This is a genomic window from Thermosporothrix sp. COM3 (genome assembly GCF_059696735.1).
Window position 1 is genome coordinate 3,042,318 of record NZ_AP019376.1, and the last position, 21,328, is coordinate 3,063,645.

At 53.2% G+C, this 21,328-nt stretch carries 21 protein-coding genes and 1 pseudogene; 11 read left to right on the top strand and 11 right to left on the bottom strand.

Features of this window, described 5'->3' with window-relative positions; translation table 11 throughout:
* Positions 1-37 precede the first annotated feature (37 nt).
* Together KTH_RS13200 and KTH_RS13205 are read right to left on the bottom strand one after the other, a co-directional pair.
* Positions 38-631, bottom strand: coding sequence for a DJ-1/PfpI family protein (locus KTH_RS13200; protein WP_497619213.1), 594 nt, complete (start codon positions 629-631; stop codon positions 38-40).
* Entirely contained in the window at positions 600-1,610 is a 1,011-nt protein-coding gene (locus tag KTH_RS13205) for a GlxA family transcriptional regulator (protein WP_497619215.1), read from the bottom strand. Before KTH_RS13205 ends, KTH_RS13200 begins: the two co-directional genes overlap by 32 nt.
* A gap of 40 nt (positions 1,611-1,650) precedes the next feature.
* On the opposite strand from KTH_RS13205, the gene KTH_RS13210 reads away from it, so the two are divergent.
* Positions 1,651-1,779, top strand: coding sequence for a hypothetical protein (locus tag KTH_RS13210; RefSeq protein WP_497619217.1), 129 nt, complete (start codon positions 1,651-1,653; stop codon positions 1,777-1,779).
* 469 nt (positions 1,780-2,248) lie between these two features.
* Here KTH_RS13210 and KTH_RS13215 read toward each other — a convergent pair whose 3' ends face one another.
* A complete protein-coding gene (locus KTH_RS13215; protein ID WP_497619219.1) occupies positions 2,249-2,851 on the bottom strand; it encodes a YdeI/OmpD-associated family protein in 603 nt (200 codons plus the stop codon).
* A 441-nt stretch (positions 2,852-3,292) separates the two neighbouring features.
* Here KTH_RS13215 and KTH_RS13220 point away from each other — a divergent pair, with 441 nt between their 5' ends.
* Together KTH_RS13220 and KTH_RS13225 are read left to right on the top strand one after the other, a co-directional pair.
* Positions 3,293-3,673, top strand: coding sequence for a PadR family transcriptional regulator (locus tag KTH_RS13220; protein ID WP_497619221.1), 381 nt, complete (start codon positions 3,293-3,295; stop codon positions 3,671-3,673).
* Positions 3,642-4,337: a hypothetical protein gene (locus tag KTH_RS13225; RefSeq protein ID WP_497619224.1), complete on the top strand. Its 696-nt coding sequence runs from the start codon at positions 3,642-3,644 to the stop codon at positions 4,335-4,337. Before KTH_RS13220 ends, KTH_RS13225 begins: the two co-directional genes overlap by 32 nt.
* Positions 4,338-4,409: 72 nt before the next feature.
* Here the strand turns inward: KTH_RS13225 and KTH_RS13230 are convergent, their stop codons facing one another.
* The 3 genes and pseudogenes from KTH_RS13230 to KTH_RS13240 all read right to left on the bottom strand — a co-directional run.
* Positions 4,410-6,440, bottom strand: a complete 2,031-nt coding sequence (locus KTH_RS13230; RefSeq protein ID WP_497619226.1) for a tetratricopeptide repeat protein — start codon at positions 6,438-6,440, stop codon at positions 4,410-4,412.
* Positions 6,441-6,623: 183 nt separating this feature from the next.
* Positions 6,624-7,004 carry a WYL domain-containing protein gene (locus KTH_RS13235; protein ID WP_497623236.1) on the bottom strand — a complete coding sequence of 127 codons (381 nt, stop codon included), beginning with the start codon at positions 7,002-7,004 and terminating at the stop codon, positions 6,624-6,626.
* A pseudogene (locus KTH_RS13240) lies at positions 6,993-7,067 on the bottom strand (WYL domain-containing protein); the annotation flags it as partial. The gene KTH_RS13235 and the pseudogene KTH_RS13240, both read right to left, overlap by 12 nt.
* A gap of 206 nt (positions 7,068-7,273) precedes the next feature.
* On the opposite strand from KTH_RS13240, the gene KTH_RS13245 reads away from it, so the two are divergent.
* From KTH_RS13245 to KTH_RS13270, 6 genes are all read left to right on the top strand, one after another.
* Complete coding sequence (locus KTH_RS13245; RefSeq protein WP_497619228.1) at positions 7,274-7,624, top strand: nuclear transport factor 2 family protein; 351 nt, start codon at positions 7,274-7,276, stop codon at positions 7,622-7,624.
* A gap of 261 nt (positions 7,625-7,885) precedes the next feature.
* On the top strand, positions 7,886-8,200 hold the full coding sequence (locus KTH_RS13250) for a putative quinol monooxygenase (protein WP_497619230.1): 315 nt from the start codon (positions 7,886-7,888) through the stop codon (positions 8,198-8,200).
* A 327-nt stretch (positions 8,201-8,527) separates the two neighbouring features.
* On the top strand, positions 8,528-11,659 hold the full coding sequence (locus KTH_RS13255) for a winged helix-turn-helix domain-containing protein (RefSeq protein ID WP_497619232.1): 3,132 nt from the start codon (positions 8,528-8,530) through the stop codon (positions 11,657-11,659).
* A 168-nt stretch (positions 11,660-11,827) separates the two neighbouring features.
* Positions 11,828-12,247 (top strand): SgcJ/EcaC family oxidoreductase, encoded by a 420-nt coding sequence (locus tag KTH_RS13260; protein ID WP_497619234.1) that lies wholly within the window; start codon positions 11,828-11,830, stop codon positions 12,245-12,247.
* A gap of 119 nt (positions 12,248-12,366) precedes the next feature.
* Positions 12,367-13,098 carry an SDR family oxidoreductase gene (locus KTH_RS13265; RefSeq protein ID WP_497619236.1) on the top strand — a complete coding sequence of 244 codons (732 nt, stop codon included), beginning with the start codon at positions 12,367-12,369 and terminating at the stop codon, positions 13,096-13,098.
* Between the two features lie 66 nt (positions 13,099-13,164).
* Positions 13,165-13,947 carry an SDR family NAD(P)-dependent oxidoreductase gene (locus KTH_RS13270; protein WP_497619238.1) on the top strand — a complete coding sequence of 261 codons (783 nt, stop codon included), beginning with the start codon at positions 13,165-13,167 and terminating at the stop codon, positions 13,945-13,947.
* A gap of 211 nt (positions 13,948-14,158) precedes the next feature.
* Here the strand turns inward: KTH_RS13270 and KTH_RS13275 are convergent, their stop codons facing one another.
* The 5 genes from KTH_RS13275 to KTH_RS13295 form a co-directional block, all read right to left on the bottom strand.
* Positions 14,159-15,148 (bottom strand): alpha/beta hydrolase, encoded by a 990-nt coding sequence (locus KTH_RS13275; protein WP_497619240.1) that lies wholly within the window; start codon positions 15,146-15,148, stop codon positions 14,159-14,161.
* A gap of 518 nt (positions 15,149-15,666) precedes the next feature.
* Positions 15,667-16,041, bottom strand: coding sequence for a YybH family protein (locus KTH_RS13280; protein WP_497619242.1), 375 nt, complete (start codon positions 16,039-16,041; stop codon positions 15,667-15,669).
* Between the two features lie 196 nt (positions 16,042-16,237).
* Positions 16,238-16,495, bottom strand: coding sequence for a hypothetical protein (locus KTH_RS13285; protein WP_497619244.1), 258 nt, complete (start codon positions 16,493-16,495; stop codon positions 16,238-16,240).
* A 524-nt stretch (positions 16,496-17,019) separates the two neighbouring features.
* Positions 17,020-18,846, bottom strand: a complete 1,827-nt coding sequence (locus tag KTH_RS13290; protein WP_111324002.1) for a cellulose binding domain-containing protein — start codon at positions 18,844-18,846, stop codon at positions 17,020-17,022.
* A 320-nt stretch (positions 18,847-19,166) separates the two neighbouring features.
* Positions 19,167-19,883: a YceI family protein gene (locus tag KTH_RS13295; protein WP_497619247.1), complete on the bottom strand. Its 717-nt coding sequence runs from the start codon at positions 19,881-19,883 to the stop codon at positions 19,167-19,169.
* A 453-nt stretch (positions 19,884-20,336) separates the two neighbouring features.
* Between KTH_RS13295 and KTH_RS13300 the strand changes: the two genes are divergently transcribed.
* Both KTH_RS13300 and KTH_RS13305 read left to right on the top strand, forming a co-directional pair.
* Entirely contained in the window at positions 20,337-20,918 is a 582-nt protein-coding gene (locus KTH_RS13300; RefSeq protein ID WP_497619249.1) for an RNA polymerase sigma factor, read from the top strand.
* Entirely contained in the window at positions 20,899-21,273 is a 375-nt protein-coding gene (locus KTH_RS13305) for a hypothetical protein (protein WP_497619251.1), read from the top strand. The genes KTH_RS13300 and KTH_RS13305 overlap by 20 nt, the downstream gene beginning before the upstream one ends.
* Positions 21,274-21,328 lie beyond the last annotated feature (55 nt).

Sequence of the window (21,328 nt, forward strand, 5' to 3'; positions counted from 1 at the left end):
TGGGAGCGATAGAAGAAATGTCGCTCCCAGGTCTTCGTTAGAAGATTGGTCCCTGCCAGTGATCGTACTGCATCTGCCGCGCCGTCTCCTGCGCCTTCTCTTCGCCGAGCAGACGAGCGACCACATAGAGCGCCATATCGATGCCCGCTGATACCCCGGCAGAGAGGACAATCTTACCGTTATCCACATAGCGCTTTTCGGGAAAGATCGTTGTCTCAGGGGCAAGCTCTCTAAGCTTCTCAATTAAGCTATGGTGGGTTGTTGCGCTCAGTCCCTTCAGCAGGCCAGCTTTTGCCAGTACGAGCGCTCCCGTGCAGACCGACAGAAGCAACTCGACACGCTCATGCTGCTCACGAATCCATGCAAGCAGCCGGGGGTTCTCTAAGACAGCTTGTGCACCATTTCCACCGGGAACCACCAGAATATCAGGAGTAGGGCAGTTTTCGAGCGTAAAGGCGGGGTTCACGCTCACACCATACCGCGTTATGATCGGGCGAGCCTCTTCTGCGATCGTGTAGACCTGGAAAGGTGCATCCTGATTATTTCCGGCAACTGCGAAGACATCAAAGGGACCGGTAAAGTCAAGCAGCTCAACTTGCTCAAAAAGCAGAATGGCGACGTTTCTCGTCATAGTCTTTCTTCTCCGTTCTATACAACTGTCGGGAAAGCGAGGGAGGAGCGCCGAATTGCCTGCGCCACAGACGCCGAAAGTGACGCACATCTTCAAAGCCACACTTCGTTGCGACCTCCTCAACAGTGGAATCAGTGGCCTGCAAATAGGTTGCTGCAAGCTCCATCCGCAATTGTTGTTGATACTGGATCAGCGTAATGCCGGTAGCCTCTTTAAAGGCGCGCGTCAGGCTGCGCACGCTCAGCCGGGCGATAGCAGCCAGTTGCTTCAATGAGATACTTTCCGCTGGATGCTCTAGCAGGTATTCCTGCACGCGATGGATATCGGAATGCAAATGCGAGCGATACGCCAGATAGACGCTCGTCTGTGCATGCATGCTATTTCGCCGCATATAGACAACCAGTTCACGGGCAACCTGGGCCGCGAAAACGGGCCCTCGGGAGTGTTCAAGCAATGCGAGCGCCATGTCAATGCCCGAAGCAATGCCTGCACTGGTTACAATCGGGCCAGCGCGCACAAACAAGACAGCGTCAAGCACATGCGCTTCAGGATAGAGCTGTTGAAGCTGCTCTACTCTTCGCCAATGCGTGGTACAACGACGCCCGTTCAACAAACCAGCCTCCCCTAGGGCAAAGGCGCCGGTACACACAGAAGCAATCTGTACTCCCAGATATGCGGCCCGCTGAAGCCAGGAGCGGGCTTCATCATTCAACAGGGGAAAGCGGAAATCCAGCCTCCGCATCCCCGGAATGATGATCAGATCGTCCTCGTGGCACGGCGGGAGCGAGGCAAGCTGCGAGAACACCACACCCTGCGCACTACGTACCTCTGTGCTTGTGCCACAGAAAAAGAGCCGATATGGGGCCCCAAGTGCCCGCGCTGCATCAAAGACCTGGGCGGGTCCTGCCATATCCAGCAGATGCACGCCGGGTACCAGCAAGAAGAAGACGTTCTGTGTCCTCTCGTGAGATGCCTTCACCGTTTGCTCCTTTCGATTCCACTGCTATAGAAGAAAGTATATGATCTTTTTCGATCATGTTGTAGAGGCAAATCACGCCTGCAAGCGGACGGATATGGCCAATCACTTCCCTGTACTGGTCCATGTGTCCCGACAGTTGCGTTATAATGGTGGCGTAGATGGTCGTTGAACTCTTCCGTATTTATGATACTGAGGGACTGCTGTCCCTTTGGCTTCGGACCAAGCGTAAAAAGTGCCTGCTTTTTGTATATTAAAACAAGCTAAGCAACCTCTGTAACATTTTTGGATACCTCATTTTCATGTAACATTTCTTGAGAGCTTCTGACCGGGGCTGGTTGTAAAACTGCCTGTTTCTTTTTGGTCTTGCATTGTGAAGAGGGTGCACTGCGGATATGCTTGCTATCGCTAGAGGGGGGATGATGGTTGCCAAACGGGGATACTCTTCGCTTTGCCGATCAGTTGCCTCAGCAGGCCGCGTACCTGAAACGGTTTCTCTCCATTCGACATTGAGCCTGCTGACTTTTGTATCCTGTCATGGTCCTCTTTCGCATAGCATACCGGTTGAGAAGAGGCGCTCTTCTGCTGCGTTGCCTCTTCTCGGTCTGTTAGGGATGCCAGTTTTCTTGAAACGAGACTTATTAAGGATAGAGCTTTTCATTGCGAGCCAACATGTCAACATAGGTGCGGATGCGAGCGGCTCGCGTTTCGGCTTTCTTCGCTGTTTGAATGCGGAACAGGATGGCATAGCGATTCCTGCTATTGAGAGTGGAAAAGAAGTCCAGGGCTTGCGGATTTTTGTCCAGTTCGCGCTGAAAGTCTTCTGGCACGGTAGCCTCACTGGGGCGATCATAGGCGGCTTGCCAGCGTCCGTCTGCCTTCGCGAGTTCTACCTGCCTGATGCCTTCAGGTTGCATTCTACCGGCGGCCTGTAAAGCCTCAACCTTGTCCCGATTGCGTTTTGACCAGGTGCTGCGGCGCGTCCGGGGTGTAAACTTTTGTAGCCAATAGCATGCGTCATATGGTTTGGCCTGACCGTCAATCCAGCCATAGCAGAGAGCCTCATCTAAAGCCTCTTCGCGTGTGACAGATGGGATACCGGTTGATTTCTTCGCGAGTTTGAGCCATACCCCTTTGACGGCATGATGATGCTTTTCGAGCCACATCTTCCAATCGTGCTGTGTTTCGCAGGTGATGATAGGATAAGAAAGCGTCTTGTCCGGGCTATCTGTTCTTGAACTCATATGTATTCTATCTCTCCCTGTCTGAAGCTGTCAGAAACGCTTGTGTCGCTGTCCTTTTCTCCCTCATTGTACAGGGAGATGAGGACAAACTTATTCCTGAATTTGGATGATATGGATTGTTGCTATATCTGAGAAGATGCACTGCTATGCTCTCAGGCTGACGCTGTCCATAGGGTCATATCGAGTTGGGGGATCTGAACGCCGAGTATGCTCCGTAGTCTCCCGTTCTCTGGATTGCTCCTCGCCGACCGATACCATTCATAGGTGCAAAAGGGAGGGATGAGGGCCATTCCGGGTGCTCCACTCCGAAAATGCCTGCTTTGTGAGCAAGAACCGCCAGCTTCTCTTTTTTCGCTGTACACTATCTTGCAAAACAAGATAGTGCTGTGGTATACTTTTACTAACTTGTAGTGCAAGATAGTGAGTGAACTGAGGGAAAGTGTGGAAAAGCGATCAACACAATTGCTTAAGGGGACGCTGGATATGTGTTTGCTGGCTCTCATTGCCAGACGGCCCTGTTATGGATATGAGATGGTTCAACAACTTGCCCAACAGGGACTTGATCTGGTTAGCGAGGGAAGTATCTATCCCTTACTGAGTCGCTTACAACACCTTAAGTATATTGAAGGCTATCTGGTGGCATCACCTGAGGGGCCGAAAAGAAAGTATTATCGTCTTTTACCGGAAGGAGCTCGCCAGTTGCGTCAGTGGCGAGCTGAATGGGAAACCTTTGTTCAAGCGGTGACTGGCATTTTGCAAGGAGAAGAAAGTCATGCAGAAGATGGATCACATGACACAACAACAAATTTCCTCTCTTATTGAGGCGTGTGTCACGTATTGGGAGTTGCGTGGAGTTGAACAGGCAAGAATTCGCGAGATGTCGGCTGAATTAAGACAGCATTTAGAGGAGGCCGTCCAGGATGGCAAGTCCCTTGAAGCGGTTGTTGGGAAGAATCCCACGGTGCTGGCATCTGCATGGGCCCAGGAGACGCAACCTCGTTTCTGGAGAAGTGTTTTCCCTGTCTTTCGAGGTCTGGTCCTGGTTTGCGGTGTCGTTGCGACAAGTGCCCTTGTGATGCATCTGTTGACAGGCCTGGCGCCGTTCGGGCTCACCCTGCTGTACCCGGTTAACTTTTGCTTGATGGGGATCAGCTACCTGTTGATTCGGATGATGGGATTTATGATACCGCGTGTCCGTACCCAGGTTGGGCGTGAGGGGATCATGACGGGCCTGCTTCTCGGGATCAGTGTACTGGTCATGGGAGGGGTGAAAATGGCTGGAGGCGATATTGATGCTGTCTTTTTGCGCTGGCATTGGCCCGTGACGTTTGGTCTTATTCTGCTGGCTCTCCTGCTTATCGGGTTGTATATCAGCTTGCTTTCGAGAAGTCAGAAGATTCTGGCCGGTCAGCATGTCCGGGCGTTCCTGAATCTGGTGCTGGCAATTGGTGCGACTGACCTTGTTCTTCTTTTGATGTCGTGGTAGAGGTCTTTGCGGGCGCACTCATGTTGCAGATGACACTGGAAAGGCGGATGTGCTGCGTGAGTGCGCTCTTGCTTATGACAGAAGGGCATCGAGGCTCATCCGCGCGTTTACATGGTCTGGCTGAAGCTGAAGGGCCTGCTCAAAAGCCGTTTTTGCCTCTTCAATCCTGTTGATCTGGACGAATAGCAAGCCTTTCTGATACCAGGCTGAGGCTGCGTGCGGATTGAGACGGAGCGCTTCGTTGTATGCTTGAAGAGCTTCCCCATACTGGCGCAACTTGAGGAGAAAAAGCCCTTTCTGTTGCCAGACAGTGGCGTTCTGGGGATCGAGGCGAAGCGTTTCGTTGTAAGCCTGAAGGGCCTCTTCATAGCGCTGTAGATTGAGCAGGAGAAGCCCCTTTCGATGCCAGACAGTGGCGTTTCGGGGATCGAGGCGAAGCGTTTCGTTGTAGGCCTGAAGAGCCTCTTCATAGCGCTCTAAAGCAAGGAAGGCGTCGCCCTTGATATTCCAGATTGAGGCCTGAGCGGGATCGAGGCGAAGCGTTTCTGCACACGCCTGAAGGGCCTCTTCATAGCGATTCAGAGAGAAAAGAACCTCTCCTTTGCCGTTCCAGGCATAGGTGTAGGATGGTTTAAGGCGAATGGCTTCCTCATAGGCTTGAAGAGCCGCTTCGTAGCGTCCGAGCTTGTTCAGCGCCTGCCCTTTGCCATTCCAGGCGTAAGAATAGGATGGCTTGAGGCGGATGGCTTCCTCATAGGCGGCGATCGCTTCTTCATAGCGCTGTAGACAGTAGAGAACGCTGCCCCTGGTATTCCAGGACAGGGCGTGATCTGGATTGAACCGAAGCGCCTCTTCAGCAGACCGAAGCGCCTCCTCAAAGCGATCCATATAAAACAGCGCATTGGCTTTATGATACCAGCAGAGTGCGTCAGAAGGGTGAAGACGAAGAGCCGCATTATACGCGTGTACTGCCTCTTCAAACCGCTTTAGTTCGGCGAAAAGTAGTCCTTTGTGGAACCAGGCGGAAGCATGCTCAGGATCGAAGAGAAGCGCTTTATCAAAGGCGTTCAGTGCTTCCTCGTATCGCTCAAGTTCCTGAAGTGTTTTCCCTTTGCCAATCCATGCATCGGGGAAGCGAGGGTGACGGCTAAGAACCTGCGCAAAGGCCTGGAGCGCCTCTGCATATTCTTCTTCGGCGTACAGGTGCTCGCCTGCTTTGAAGGCGGGGTCGTCCTTCGGGGAAGCAGCGACCGGATACACGCTGTCTGCGGGTTGAATCTGGATGGTTGGTTCTGGCTGTTCGAGCGCCGCAAGGAAGGCTGCTATATGCGCAAAACGGTCATGACGATTCTTCGCCAGCGCTTTCAGGATGGCCTGTTCAAGATGCAGCGGAATAGTAGTATTGAGTGTGCGTGGGGGTGTTGGTGGCTCGGTTGTGTGCTTGAAGCCCAATGAGATGAAGTCAGTGGCCTCAAAGACCTTTCGTCCCGTGAGCAGTTCATAGAGTATACAGGCCAGAGCATATTGATCGCTTTGCGGACTGACCTCTCCCCGGAATTGTTCCGGGGCCATATAGGCAGGAGTACCTGCAATACTCGTGGCAACATAGCTCTGTGTGCTGAGGAGCGAGGCAATGCCAAAGTCGGCCAGAAGAGCGGTTTCTTCGTCGGCAAGAAAGATGTTTTCGGGCTTGAGGTCACGGTGAATCATCTTCTGCTGATGCGCATAGTAGAGCGCTTGCCCGATCTGTCTGATATATTGAAGGGCCTGCGTGGGCGAAAGCGGGTGCTTGAGCCGCTGACGAAGAGAGCCCCCGGTCATCAGCGGCGTAATCATGTAGGGCTGACCCTGAAAAAAGCCGGCATCAAGGACAGTGAGAATATGGGGGTGCTGCAAGCGTTCGAGCAGTTCGGCTTCGCGTAAAAACTGTGCCTGCTCGCTTTCCCCTAACGTCTGCCTCATGATTTTGATCGCAACAACACGCCGGGTAAGATAGATATGCTGGCCCTGGTAGACCATGCCGAAGCCACCCTGTGCCAGTGGCGCTATAATTCGATAATTGCCGATCTGGCGTCCTGAAAAGAAGTCACTCTGTCCATTCATGCCCTGCTCCAGAATTTGAAGGAAGCGGATACATCATTTCCGTCTTTTCCCGTTTTTGCTATTATAAGCAATGCGGAAGTGGAAGTAAAGAAAAGGGAGGGAAAGGGCGTTCAATGGAGAACTGGATGAGGGGCGTTGGTGGCGCGACCCAGAGAGCGCGTATTGCAGGAGAAAGGACGCATGTCACTGCTCTTGCGCTGGCTCTTCGGTTTCGAGACGCTCTGCGTAGCTGATCAGGGAGAGCCCATATTGACGGAGCGCCTCCCGCAACTCGGGAGGGTGATGGATGACCAGCGGGATGCCCAGGCCGGCAAGGAAACGAGCCGCCCATTCCAGATCCTCGACATCAATGCGCAAGATGACCCCGTTTTGCCTTTCTTCAAACACGGCCTCTGGATAACGCGTCAGCCGTAGTGCCTGTTCCAGCGTTGTCTGGAGCAATACTTCTACCTGCCATGTACGCGGAACTGATGCCAGTGCCTGGTGTACCGCTTCAAGCGCATGGAAGTTTGTTGGCGGAGTAAATGGATTGTCGGTGCGCTCGATCTGCTCGATACGGTCCAGACGAAAGAGGCGCTGTGCCTGTCGCAGGTGACAGTAGCCAATTGTGTACCAGATGCCCTGATGAGAAACTACACCATTTTTTTTTCTCCTCGGAAAAAAATCTTTTAATGAGGGTCAATTCTACCACTTTTACGGAGTACACTCAAGAATATGGAAGCCACATTGAGACGGAAGAAGCGCTCGGCACATGCCGTGTATCGGGCAGGGCTGCTCTTCGTTCTGTCTGTGGTGGACCACACATTGTTTTTATATAAGGAAGGATTTTGATCATGAGTAATCAGCTTGTGAACCGCTATGTTGCTGTCTGGAATGAATCTGATGCCGAACTTCGTCGCAAAGCTATTGCTGAACTCTGGGTAGAGGATGGCGCACATATCTACTCGCAACGGGCGTGTTCGGGTTACGACGCTCTGGAAGAGCGGATTGCGGAAGCGTATGAAGAGTTTGTGAAAAAGGGAGGCTTTGTTTTCAGGCTATCCAGCGAGGTGGAAAGTCATCACGATGCTGTGAAGTTCACCTGGGAAATGGTGCCGGCTGGCGGCGGTGCAGCGGTCGCATCCGGGTTCGACTTCCTGCTGTTGAGCGATGATGGTCGGATTCGTTTCGATTATCAGTTCTAAGGCTGAGCTTTGGGCAAGAGGACGACATATCGTCCTCTACTCGAAGATGATGGAACGCACCTGTGCAGCGAATAATCAATGAATTGACCTGCCTTCCCCATCAATTGTGCAGACCGTTCCGAGATTGGCTGCAACGTGGCGGATGTCGAGTATCGCGCCGCACACGATCTTCTTCATCGTATTGTACAGTGACGCCGTGGCCGGTAGCAAAGCCCGAAAGGGGCCTGACCGATACACGGCAAACTCCGGAGGAATAGCTGTATGCCAGTAACGTATGTTATTATATTTCACGTCGTGCCTGAACGGCGCGCACAATTTCTCGAATTGCTCAATGGAGTGCTTGACGCCATGCGCAGCGAGCCCATGTTCCATGAGGCGGTTCTGCATCACGATCCGGCGTCAGATAATCGCTTCATGCTCTATGAAACCTGGGAGAGCCATGAGGACGTCATAGGGGTCCAATTGCTGCGCCCCTATCGTCAGGCCTGGCATGAGGCGCTTCCCACTCTCCTGGAGCAGGAACGGGACATTACAATCTGGGAACCACTACGGGCCGATCGTAAAGAGAATGGATGAAACATCAACAAGAAGCGCATACCTGACAAAAAACGGAGGCAGCGCTTCTTTGATGCTCTGAAGCGTCCCTCTCACTTCATCTCAGCGGGGACCCGGTTTTGTTGCCGGGTAGGGCTGACAGGGTCTTGCTTGTAAGAGAGGTGCATGTATTGAGGAGGTAGGACAGAGAGGCTGAAAGGTATAGTGCTGGTCAGATCGCTTGATTTCTTGAGAGGCATGTCCTTTTCTAACAATCAGGTACTGTTTCGTTGATGCGCTCTATGCTATAATCACCACTGTTGGGGGTGAAATAGTGTTGGGGGTGAAATCAATTGAAAGGTCAGTGCTATGCCCAAACCATCCATCTATGTGCTCCTCTGGTCAGGGACAGGCGATACCTATGACCTCTTTACTCATGGCCAACTCAGTCTGCATTTTACCCGAGATGATGAGGAAGCATGGAGAGGTTGGCTTGCCGATCAGACCTCATTCTCTTTTCAGGGGCAGTATGGCCGCCTCAGCCTCCTCAAGGAGCCCAGAGCACGGGGTGAAAGCTACTGGTATGCCTATCACTACACTCCTCAGAAGAGCTCCAAGCGCTATGTGGGACGTACTGCTGCTGTGACGATTGCTCGCTTAGAACAGATCGCTCAGTCCTTCCAGCCCTCTCCAAAGCAGAAAACACCCCGGGCAACTCCACGTGACGATAGAAAAGCCGCGGCTTCACACCGTGCACAGGCTGAGCCCGTTCCAGGTATGCCACTGCTCACCTCCAGGCTTCGCCCGCCAAAGCTGCCACCCTCGATCATCGAGCGCTCACGGTTGCTTGACCAACTCGATGTGGGACGGCGCCATCAATTGACCTTGCTTCAGGCGCCGGCAGGTTTTGGCAAGACGACATTGGTTGGACAATGGGTCGCTTTGCGCATGGCAGACCCGCATTTCCCGGCTGTCGCCTGGGTTTCACTGGAGCCAGAGGATACTGATCCGGTGCAATTCTGGCGCTATGTGCTTACGGCCTGTCAGAGCTTTCAGCCTGATCTTGGCCTCACCGCTCTTGCCCAACTTGCTGGCTCGCAGCAGCCATCGCTCATCACGCTCTTGACACACTGGCTGAATGAACTGGATAATCTCCCGGGTGAGTACCTGCTGATCCTGGATGACTATCATGTGATCAATGAACCGGATATTCATACGTCTCTGACCTTCTTCATTGAACACCTGCCCTCTTCCCTGCATCTGATTGTGATCAGTCGCAGTGATCCCCCGCTCTCACTTGCACGCTGGCATGCCAGAGGCGGTATCCAGAAAATCAAGGCCCTCGATTTGCGCTTTTCTCCCGAGGAAACGGCTGTTTTTCTGGAGCAAGAATTGACGCGTCCTCTCTCTGAGCAGATGGTTCAGCGTCTCACTGCCCACCTGGAGGGCTGGCCTGTGGGGCTGCGTCTGCTCCTGCTCACCTTGCAGGGACACGCCAATCCGCAGGAGATTGAGCGCCACCTGACCGATCTGGCGGGCCATCAAAACTTACTGCTGGACTATTTCGTGAATGAGGTCCTTATCTCGCAACCGGAATCGGTGCAGCGCTTCCTGCTACAGACCAGCATGCTCAGCCGTCTGACTGGCTCCCTCTGTGATGAAGTGCTGGAGAGGCAGGAGAGCGAGACATTGCTGACCGCGATCGAGCGAGCAGGACTGTTTCTGACCACGCTGGATATGGGGAGACAGTGGTATCGCTATCATGCTCTTTTTGCTGAAGCGATGTATGCCGAGGCGCGTAAGCAGCTAGGAGAGACGGTCTTGCGGGACGTTTCTCTCAAAGCGAGTCAGTGGTATGAGCAACGAGGCTTTCTTTCTGATGCGATCGAGGCCGCTTTGAAGGCCGAAGCATTTGAACACGCTGCCGGGCTGATCGAGCGCTTTCTGCTCCCGCAAAGCTGGCGTAACGAGTATCATACTCTGCGCCGCTGGCTGGCCCGCCTCCCGGAAGAACTGTTGCGCACTCACCCGAATCTCAGTCTGGTGTACGCGATGGCGCTGTACTTCACGTCCGACCGCAGCGCGTCCCAGACCCGCCAGAGCATGCAAAGGCCGCTCCAGATAGCCGAGCAAGGACTTGAGGGGACCTCGAATCAGAACAAGCGTGGGGCTGCACTGGTACTGCGTGCGCATTTAAGCTTCTTTCATGGCGATTTCCTGCATGCATTCCACCTGGCCCGGCTGGCGCTGACTTTGCTCCCCAAAGAGGATCGTCAATGGCGTGCTCCCACGCTTACCCTGATCGCACTGGAAGAAGCACTTTCCGGTCAGGTCATCAAGGCCAGAGAGACAGCTTTACAGGCTCGCCTGCTCTGTGAAGAGGTGGAATCGCTGCCTGCCACATTGATGGCAACGCTCGCGTTAGCAGAAGCCAGTTTTGGCAAAGGTGAGCTGCATCAGGCTGCTCGCTATTATTCGCAGGTCCTTGTTCGAGGAGCCGAGCGCCAGGATCTCGTTCAACTCCAACTGACCAGAGAGACGGGGGTAAAAGAAAGCTTCTACGAGCGGCAGGCCCTCTATGGCCTTGCGCAGCTCTCCTATGAGTGGAATGATCTGGATGCAACAAGCCAGTACTTGCAAAAGGCGGGAGAACTGGGTAGATCCCCGGCAGAAGAGGTTCACCTGCTGGCAGGCGGTATACTGCTCCTGGCGCGTCTCTGTTATGCGCGTGGAGAAACACAGCAAGCCCTGGAGGCGCTTGCGGAATGCGAGGCTCTGGTTCATTCGCGGCAGTTCCTGCGCGAAGTTCGTGCCTGTCAGGCCAGAATTGAACTGGCCCTGGGCAACCTGAGTCCCGTAGAGCACTGGTCTGTTACCTATATGCAACAGAATGATGACCTTCCCTTCATACGGCGTGAAGAGGAGGCGCTTCTGTTCATTCGTTTTCAGCTCGCTCAAGGGAAGGGCAATGATGCGCTTCACCTGCTTGCCCCCTGGAAAGCGACAGCGGAGGCTCAGGGGCGCGGGCGTAGCCTGCTGGAAATCCTGCTGCTTGAGGCGCTGGCCCACTTCAAGCAGAAAGACATCTCTCGGGCCACGCTTACGCTGAAAGAAGCATTGGCACTGGCGCAACCGGAGGACTATCAACGGCTCTTCCTGGATGAAGGGGAGGCGATGGAGAATCTCTTGAAAACGGCACTATCCTCGATCCGTGAAACAGCGCTTGTTGCCTATGGGCGCAAGTTGCTGCTCGCTTTCGGGCGCCCCCGGAGACAAGAGGAGCCACATTCCGCGCAGAACTCCTTCGTTGAGCTGCTTTCTCCACAGGAGCTACGTGTCCTTCGCCTGTTGGTGCAGAGGCGCTCTAATCCAGAGATTGCCCGCGAGCTGGTGGTCTCTCTGAATACGATCAAGACACAGATAAGAAGCATCTACCGCAAGCTAGGGGTGAATACGCGTCAGGAGGCCTGTGATATCGCTCATCAATACCGGTTGCTCTGATTCCTCCGGATATGGAGCCGGGCTTTCACCCTTCTGAATCACCCACAACGATACTCCCACAGGTTGATGTTGAATCACCCTCTCTCTTTCTATACTTGTTCTCAGAAGGACGCGACAACGTGTCCATCCACTTCTGAGAACAGAGATAGAGAAAGAGAGAAACACACAATGGAAAACGTCGCAACAATTGACGAGCAGGCAATTCGTTCACTGTATCAGCAGCTTATCGATGCATGGAACAACGGAGATGGGCAGGCGTACGGAGCTGTCTTCACCGAAGATGCAAGCTATGTCGATGTCACCGGCACCAACACGCAGGGAAGGCACGCGATTAGCGCTTCGCACCAGCACATGTTTCAAACATTCCTCAAGGGAAGCCAACTCGTAGCAACTATTACCAGTATTCGTTTTCTGCGCCCTGATGTCGCACTGCTTCATGTCCTGGGCAATACGCTGCTTCCCGGACAGACCGAGCTGGCCCCGGATCGCGCCACGATGGAGACGGCCATTGCGGTCAAAGAGCAGGGGAAATGGCTCTTTGCGGCTCTCCAAAACACCCGCATCATGCAGATGCCGCCGAGACAGTAATACCTGTATCACTGCCTGAAAAAAAGGCATACACCAGAGAGTCACAGCCGCTAACGTGGGACTCTTCCACGAGCGGCTGACTCCCCGGTTCCGGGTACTGATGAAAGGATCTCTCAGCAATGTCTTCTCAGTCAAAGAAGATTGCGCTCGTCACAGGAGCCAATCAAGGCATCGGTCTGGAAATTGCCCGTCAACTTGGAGAACAGGGGATCACGGTTCTGATCGGAGCACGCAATAACGCCCGAGGAGAAGAGGCCGCGAGGGGGCTCAACGCTGATGGTCTGCTTGCTTCTGCCCTGTATCTGGATGTGACCGCTCAGCAGAGCATCGAAAATGCAGCGCGTTGGCTTTCGGAAACGTATGGCAGGCTTGATATCCTGGTCAACAACGCGGCTATTGCTCCTTCAACATGGAGACCCGCGAGTGACGTTCCTCTTGAAGAGGTACGCGCTCTGTATGAAACCAACGTATTTGGACTGCTTGCTGTAACTCAGGCGATGCTCCCGTTGTTGCGTCGTTCCAGCGCTGGACGCATTGTCAACATATCAAGTGGGATGGCCTCGCTCAGCCGAATGAGTCAGGTGCCTCCTGAAATCTTGCAAGCGTTTCCAGTGTCCCTTGCTTCATCAAAGACGACAGTCAATGCGCTCACCCTTTTTCTTGCCAAAGAATTAGAGCACACAGGAATAAAGGTGAACGCCGTTGATCCAGGACCTACAGCAACTGCCAGGAACCCCCGGGGATCTCGGACGCCACAGCAGGCTGCGCGGGTGGCGGTGCATTTCGCGACCATAGCTGATGATGGACCGACGGGCGGATTTTTTGATGAAAATGGATCACTTCCCTGGTAATTCAGCTTGTTGTTTCATTCCATAACCTGATAAAGTGCATGCTTTGGAGAAAAAAGGAGATTACACATGGATTTACAGCTACAACAGAGAACAGTACTGGTCACCGGCAGTTCCGCAGGGATAGGAAGAGCGACCGCGATTGCGTTTGGACAAGAGGGGGCGCAGGTAGCCGTGACGTATCAGAAGAATAGAGAAGGGGCGGAGCAAACGGCAGCAAGCGTCAGGGAAGCCGGAGGTAAAGCACTGGTTGTGCATTATGATTTAGGCGATGATGACTCGATATATCAGGCAATACGGCAGATCAACGAGCAGTGGGGAACGATCGATATCCTGGTTCATAATGCAGCGGATATGCTTGCCATTGATGGGACAAAAACGACAAATGATGCGTCAGATCCACTGTTTGAAACTGTTGAGCCCGCACGCTGGCGACCCGCGATTCGGACAGGATTAGAGGGCGCCTATCTGACGACTCAATACGTGCTTCCCGGAATGCGAACACAGCAGTGGGGACGAATTGTGTACATTTCCTCAACGGTTGTGGAGAATGGAATCCCTGGAATGGCGGCTTATGCCTCTTCTAAAGCCGGTCTCCACGGTCTGGCGCAAACGCTCGCTCACGAGGTAGGGCCATTGAATATTCTGACCAATATTGTCATGCCCGGAGTTGTGTTGACACAACGCACCAGGAACTCGATGCCAGAGGAAATTCTAGGATATGCGGTCCAGCAGGTTCCCACGCGCCGCTTCGCTGAACCGGAGGATGTGGCGTCACTGGTGGTTTTCCTGGCCTCGGGCCGCAATCAGCAGATCAATGGTGAAGTGGTCCGTGTGAGCGGTGGCGCTTGATCTCCGTATGTCTCTGGCAAAGTCGGTTTTTCAGTGCTGAGGTGTGGAAGAGGGAACAACGGGTCAGGCTGTGCCCTCTTCTTCCTGCTCATCGTGGCCCGATAATGACAGCTTCTGCAAGCAGGAAAGGGGAAATAGAAGATGCCCCGGTTCCATAAGGAAGGAGCCCATCACCATCGGGGAGAGATGTGGTGATGGGCCTGAGACTGGCTTAGGCCTGAGATGGTTGTGCAAAGATGGTGCGCAATGTGTCGCATACCTGCTCAAGAGCTGCAAGTGCGACAGGCGTGCGAACAATTGGATGAAGCAGCAAGAGATCATGAATGGCCCCGAGATAACGGGTGGCGATGACAGGCACTCCAGCCTGCATGAGCTTGTGCGCGTAAGCCTCTCCCTCATCGCGAAGGACGTCGTTCTCATTGGTGGTAACCAATGCGGGAGGCAGACCGCGTAATTGCTCCAGAGAGGCGCGGAGGGGAGAGGCGGTGATCTCGTTCCGTTGTGATGAGGGAGCATAACTGTCCCAGAACCAGATCATGGCCTGTCGTGTGAGCCAATAGCCATCATCCCCAAATTGCTGATAGGAGGACGTGTCAAAGCGAGCATCGGTGACCGGGTAACAAAGAACCTGGAAATCAATGTGAGGCCCCCCACGCTCTTTAGCTAGCAGACAGGTGACAGTGGCCATATTCCCCCCGGCACTATCGCCTGCAACTGCCAGATGCGAGTTATCGACGCCTACTGCCGATCTATTCTCGGCAATCCATTTGGTAGCCGCATATGCCTGTTCAATGGCAGTCGGATATTGGGCCTCAGGAGAGCGATTATAGTCGACAAAGAGCACGGTTGCCTGAGCTCTGGTAGCGATGTGGCTGACAAGATGACGATGCGTTTCAATATCGCCGAGGACCCACCCGCCACCATGAAAGTAGATGACGCCGGGCAGGGCACCCTGTGCTCCTTGTGGACGAATGATTTGTAAAGAGACGGTGCCAGTTGGTTCACAAGGAAGGGTTCGCTGCTCCACATCTACCGCAGGCAGCGGAGGTGAGACAGAGCGCTGTAAGGAGAGCAAGACATTTCGGGCCTCAGTGGACGAAAGGGTGTAGAGTGGCGGGCCTCCCTGGGACTCCAGACCGGTAAGAAAAGCAACAATCTGAGGATCAAGCTGTTCGACACGGCTCTTGAGAGCTGTTTTCATAAAAGACTCCTGTGAGCTGAGATGCTCTCATCCTGAGATCGTGAATGTGCTTCCTGGCGCTGCTGGCAAGGGGCCCAAACAAATTGACAGGGAAGTTCCAGGAATGCTGACGAACTCCTTTGCCAGAAAGCTACTTAAAGGCCCCGTGCTACCAGCATCGAAAGAAGATACGAAATATCTTTCTGTGATGTAACAGTGAGTAAGTGGCTGAAACCCTGCCGCGAACGAGCGCTTTCTGCGTGTTGGTTTTGTGTAGATGTGAAGTGATTGTAACAAAAAATAGCTATTGTGCTATCTTTGCGAGATAATTCTATCTCAATATGCTGCAAGACATGCTATGCATACATAAGTTGTTCAATGCCTCCTTGAACCGTAGCAGAGAAGCAAATGCGGTATAAAGCAGAGAATGTCGTTGAATGCTGATTGTCCTCGTATCCCACAAGGAGATTCACCAGCTCAAAGCGTGGGTCAGGCAGATATGAAGCCTTCTGAACTATGCCCATATGATAGAGTCGTACTTATTCCCAGGGAAAAGAATGGTGCTCATGGGCAATCAGCCATGTACCGTTCACCTTACGGAAACCAAGCGTGAGACGCGCCGTGCTATTAGCAACTCGAAGCAGGGTGTGGGCAAAAGCTACATCTTCGCCAGCAAGAATATGCAGATCAATGGGTTCAAACGATCCCGGGCCTCCGGGGTCAGCATCAAAGAAGAGTTCCCACTGCTGTTGATAAGCTTCTACTCCCTGGATCTGTAGTGGAGGAATAACATCAAAAAGCACGATATCATCAGTATGGCAGGTTCGCATACCTTCCCTGTCTTGTGCTCGAATGGCGCTTGCCCAGTTTTCGACCAGTGTGCGAATCTGGGTCTCATTTGAGTGCTCTGGCATCGACCTCACCTTTCTCACATTTCGGGTAAAAGATGTCTGGATGGAGTAGGTACGGCTTCCTTGTTCTCCTGATGTGAATGGCCTATAGGTTGTGTGCTACAGACCGGGATAGCCGGTTCTGCTATTCCAGTATAGCTGGTGTAAATAGCAGAAACTTCTTGCATTTTGCTCTTCTATCGTACCGGGAACGAAGGGATCATCGCTGCGGAATCTTGTCGCTCTCCCGGTGAACTTTCGCGTCAGAGAGGAAAGCCCATCGCCGGAGTGAAGAGGTGTAGGAATCGGGCTTCGGGATATCAGGGAATGAGATGAAAAGAGCGGCACCACCTGGACTTTTATCAGGCGAAGATGGAAGGAATATGCTGAATTCCCCAAGGCTCGCTTCTGGGAAGAATAGGCGGCGCGACAAAGGAAGCCCGTTTTCAGGCTTCTCCTGCACCTGGCTCTCGCTCAAGCAATCCCTCCTTGAGCAATCTGTTCTGAAGTCGGGGAGTCGCTTGAAGACGTCCGCAAAATGCTTTACGCGAAAGTCGAAAAAGCGTCGATGTGGATACTTGCATTCCCCTGGATTGTGAGCGCACAGGGAAGCATCTCAATGCGGCTCGTAGCTCTTGCATTCGGCCATTTTGTACATTAATTGGTATCGAGGATATTTTTCGGGAGAACGGCTTGTCTCTGGCACATGATGACACATTCTGCGGGGACCTGGAGCTCCCGTGATCTCGTGCAGAGGTATCCGCACGGTTCCAGAAGCCCGGTCACACATTTCCAACCCAAAAAGGCGCCTTTTTTCCCTGCAAAATGAGGCAAAAAACAGAGGTTCCCGCAAACCGGCCTGGCAACTGGCTTCTGAAGCGGAGCTAGAACCCCGGCAGTCAAAAAGCCGAAAGACCCGAGAAGGGGATTTGAACTGCCACATGAGCAAAGGCGACAGCAAGATACACTCGCTGTCGCCTTCTCTTTGCCTGGCTTCTGCTCTCAGGAGACAGGTATGCCGTTAAAGATGAACGAGTTCGGAGCGGGATTATCTGTTGTCCATGTACCGTTGAAGCCAATGGTAACGGACGAACCTGGCGCAATCGTTGCATTGTAACTGGCATTGGTAATCGTCACCTGATTGCCTGATTGGGTGACCTGTCCATTCCAGAGGTTGGTGATTTTCTGAGAGCCCGGGAAGGTGAATTGCAACTTCCAGTTCTGAATAGTGCTTGTGCCATTGTTCGTGATCTGGATGCTGGCTGTGAAGCCACCGGGCCACTGGTTGACAACCTGATAGGAAACCTGCACAGGTGAAGGGGGCGCGGTTGGCGATGGGGTAACGGTTGGCGTCTGCGATGGTGTTGGCGTGATTGAGGGGGTTGGTGTGGGTTGCTGAGATGACCCTTTGATCTGGTAGGTCACAAGCGAGCGGGCGGGAACGGTTGCGCTAAAAGAGCCGTTGCTGATAGGAATCGCCGTTTGCTGTGCTGTCCCATTGTTGCCATTCGTGAGATACGGTGTCGCTGTTCCATTGGAAATGTTTGTGTTGGGGAGCGAGAACGAGACCGACGTAGCAGAGGTTGCAGTGTTGAGAGCAACGACAGCAATTGTTCCATCGGTATTGAGAAAAGCACTCAGGTTCAGGCCAGCAGCGTCACTTGTTGCATCAAGGCGCGTTGCTCCGGGGCGAATGAAGCGGCTGTAATTGGCAAAGGCCCACAGCCGGCTAGAGATGGAGTAGCTATCGCCGTTGAGCAAGATAAGAGACTCGTTATCGTTCTTTGTCGCGGCTCCCCACCAGAAGAAGAACGCATTGAGGTTAGCATTCGTGAGGCCTGTATGAATCCGTTGCGCCCATGTAAATCCCGAGGACTCTGTACCGTTGTCCCAGGCAGTGTCCCAATTGTTGAAGGTTGACCATTCGGTTTCCCAGACGTGCTTGTTGCCAGTGTTTTGCAGGGCTGTTGAAGCGGGACTGGCATAGCCATGACCGGAAAAGATGCTTACATAGGAGCTGGCTGCCTGATCGTTCATGATCGCGTTGACATGGCTCTGCTCGGTGTTCCAGCTCATTGGCTCACAGCAAACGATCTTCGTTTTGAGTCCGGCATTGCTCAAAGTAGGGCCCAGGACCTTGATGAAATTGGTTGTCTGTTCGGGGGACATAGTCATGCTAGAATAGCTGGCGGTAAAGTCGGGCTCATTTACAAAGCCCACATGGCTCAGAGGAATGCCCTCACTTTGATAATACTGAATGTAGCGTACAAGGTAGTTCGCGTAGGCCTGTCGCCAGTCGCCACTTGCGCAGGTCGCGTTCGGCACACCGCATAGCGTGCCGCCGTTGGACTCGTTGTTGTTGGTTTTCATGAAGCCCGGAGCGCTCCACGCATCGGCGTAGATCTGGTTCACGCCATATTGCAACGCTTGCTGCGAGAGCCAGACCTGACCCCAGTCGTTGCCATCCCATTTATAGGTAGGTGGTGCCGTCGGGCTGCCGGGGCTGGTTGGCAAGATGGTGTGATAGGTGTCGGAGGGAATAATGTTGCGCAGGATGCTCAGCCCCGCGCCTGTCGTTGGGCTGAAGAGCAGGTCAAGCACTTTCTGTTGATTGGCGGGAGAAAGCCCGCTCGCTCCATGCATATCGGAAGCTGCACCGAATGCCTCAGAAATGCCGAACCCATCGATGGTCTGATACTTTTTTGCTCCATTGATAGTGGCCAGTGCGGCGGCAGAGGCCGTTCGCGATGGTTCAATGACGGATACGCCCACAATCAAGAGAGCGACTGTCAGAAGGAGGAGCAACCTTGTTTTCTGCTTTTTGCACATGGTAAAATCCTTTTCACCATCTCTCTTCTGTATAGAAACTACATGACACCTTATTAGTATAAAATGTGGTGATGCTTCCTGAATCCATATATCTACTCAGTTTTTATTCACTGGTAAAGCAGTTCTCTTTCACCTTTTGCGAGGCCTGAACAGTTTCTTGTCTGGCGAGTAAAATGAAAGAGCGATTTGAGCGATTTGCTATATACTATGCAGGAAGAGAAAATGAAAGAATATGAGGGAGCGAGGCATACGCGGAAGTGGGAGGAGAGGGTACTGCTGCGCGATGGCACAGCAGGTCACAGGGTACCCTGATTGACTGTTTAGCCTTTCTTCGCGGTGAAGTTGATCGTCAGTGTGACGCCGTCCTCAACGGTCAGAAAGCCCGCAATGCTCGGCGGCTCAAAGTTATAGTTCTTCATCAGGATTTTGGTGGTGGCCTTTCCTGTAATGGTGTCGCCTTCCAATTTCCCCGTCACCTGAAAGGTTTCCTGACGTGTCACATTCCTGATCGTGAGATCGCCGGTAATGGGAAAGGTGAGCGTTTTCCCTTCAGTAGCGCCTGCGGGAAGTGTCTGGACATTTTTGGCGACGAAGGTTGCGTAGGGATACGTGTTCGATTCCAGCCAGCGTTGACGTAGCGCGTTGTCCCTCCGCTCCTGGTCGCTCTTAAGCGTGCGTAGATCAATGGTGATCTTCATGTCGTTGATTATGGGCTTATCCCCGCGCTGGATCAGAAAACCGCCCTCGACAGAGTTCGTTTTTCCAATAGCTGTTGTGGGCAGGTTCTGTTCGAGAAACTGTTCCTGAACCTCATAAGAAGCTTCGGTCGGCGGAGCGACGATCGTGTATAGCTCCTGATTCGCGCCTGGTGTCGTGGTGGTCCACGGTGTCGCTTGCGCGGTGGATGTTGCCTGAGTGGTGGGTGTCGTTTGTGGGTCGGTGGTGCTATTGTTGCCCTGGGTAGAACCTCCACAGGCTGCAAAGAGCAGGCCAGAGATCAGCAGGGAGAAAAGCGCTATCCAATGTGGTCGGCGCATAGAGAGAATCCTTTCTTGTGAGGTAGAATATGGAGCTCTATCGCGGCACTCGAAGAGCCTGGACGCATAACAAAATGAAACTCCTTTCGTGTAATCTGCGCCTGGAAAAACGCAGTATATTCTCTTTCCTTAGTATATAAAACGTAGTCAGGGAGTTGCAATGAAGCCATTGCATATCTATGTCGAGAAGTGCCGCTCTCTCTTCTGTGTGAAGAACGCATTGCGGAAGGCGCTCCTTGTTTGTCTCACCTGCTGATAATTGCTGAATAGAGTGCGACCGCTTCAAACGTTCCAGGCTGTTATGCTTCTGTCGCTTTTTTGAGGTCGCGCATCAGGGTAATTCCCCACTATTTTCCCGATGTTGAAAAAAAGGGCCAAAACTATGTAACACTTTTGGCCCTGTGTCGTTGCAGTATATGCAAGCACCTACAAACGACTTTTCCGAGGAGGGAGATGCGACCCTATCAATTCAGTCAAGAGCGTATCACCGGGCAGGATACATCGTTGCCTGCGGTTCTGTATCAGCTCTATGCTGCTCGGCTGCTCTCCTATCTCCGTCGTCATCTGCCTGATATTTCTGATGCGGAGGATGTGCTTCTCGAAATATTTGTTGCTGTTCTGGAACATGAGCAGACGCTAGCGGAGAGGACCGAGGATGAACAACGGGCGTGGTTGTGGACAGTGGCGCGGAACAAAGTGAAGGATGTGCGGAAGCGGCTGGCTCGGCGTCCATTACTGGTGATGCTGGAACAGGCAAGCGAGATGCCGGAAGATGAAGGAGAGATGCCCGAAGCCGTGACGCTCCGTGAGGAGGCGCACCGTTCGCTCCATCTTAATATACAGAAGCTATCAAGCGTGCAGCAGGAACTGCTTGAGCTCCGCTTTGGATATGGGCTGAACCATATGGAGATAGCGGCGACACTGCACAAACGCGAGGGGACTATCCGCACGATGCTTTCGCGAACGCTGGATAAACTACGGACCTTCTATGCACGAAATGAGGGAGAGAATTCACATGGCCGGAAACGGAAGTGAGTACAGGAATGACAAGCGGGGAAGGCAATGGGGTGAGAGCCTCGTACATCGAAGGACGCAGACAGCCCCGCGGCAGCTTCTCGCCGATTTGGAGGAGTATTATGCTCCGATAGAAGATGATCAGGCACTTACTCGTGTCTGGCAGCGCTTTGAGGAGCTTCGGGCGCAACGGTATGAGGCGGCACGCGCGACGGGAAAGATCATTCTCTTTCCGCGGCGGGGTGAACTGGCAGTGCCGACAAAGCGCTTGCCGCATCTGGGAATCGCCGCGTTGGTTGCGACGCTGTTGTGTGTTGGGGGAGGCATCGCATATATGGCCTTCAAAAGGGAAGGGATACAGCGTGCCGCTTGCTGAGCAACCGCCGACCATCATAATAGAACATACATATGCATGTCCGGTTGAAGGAAGG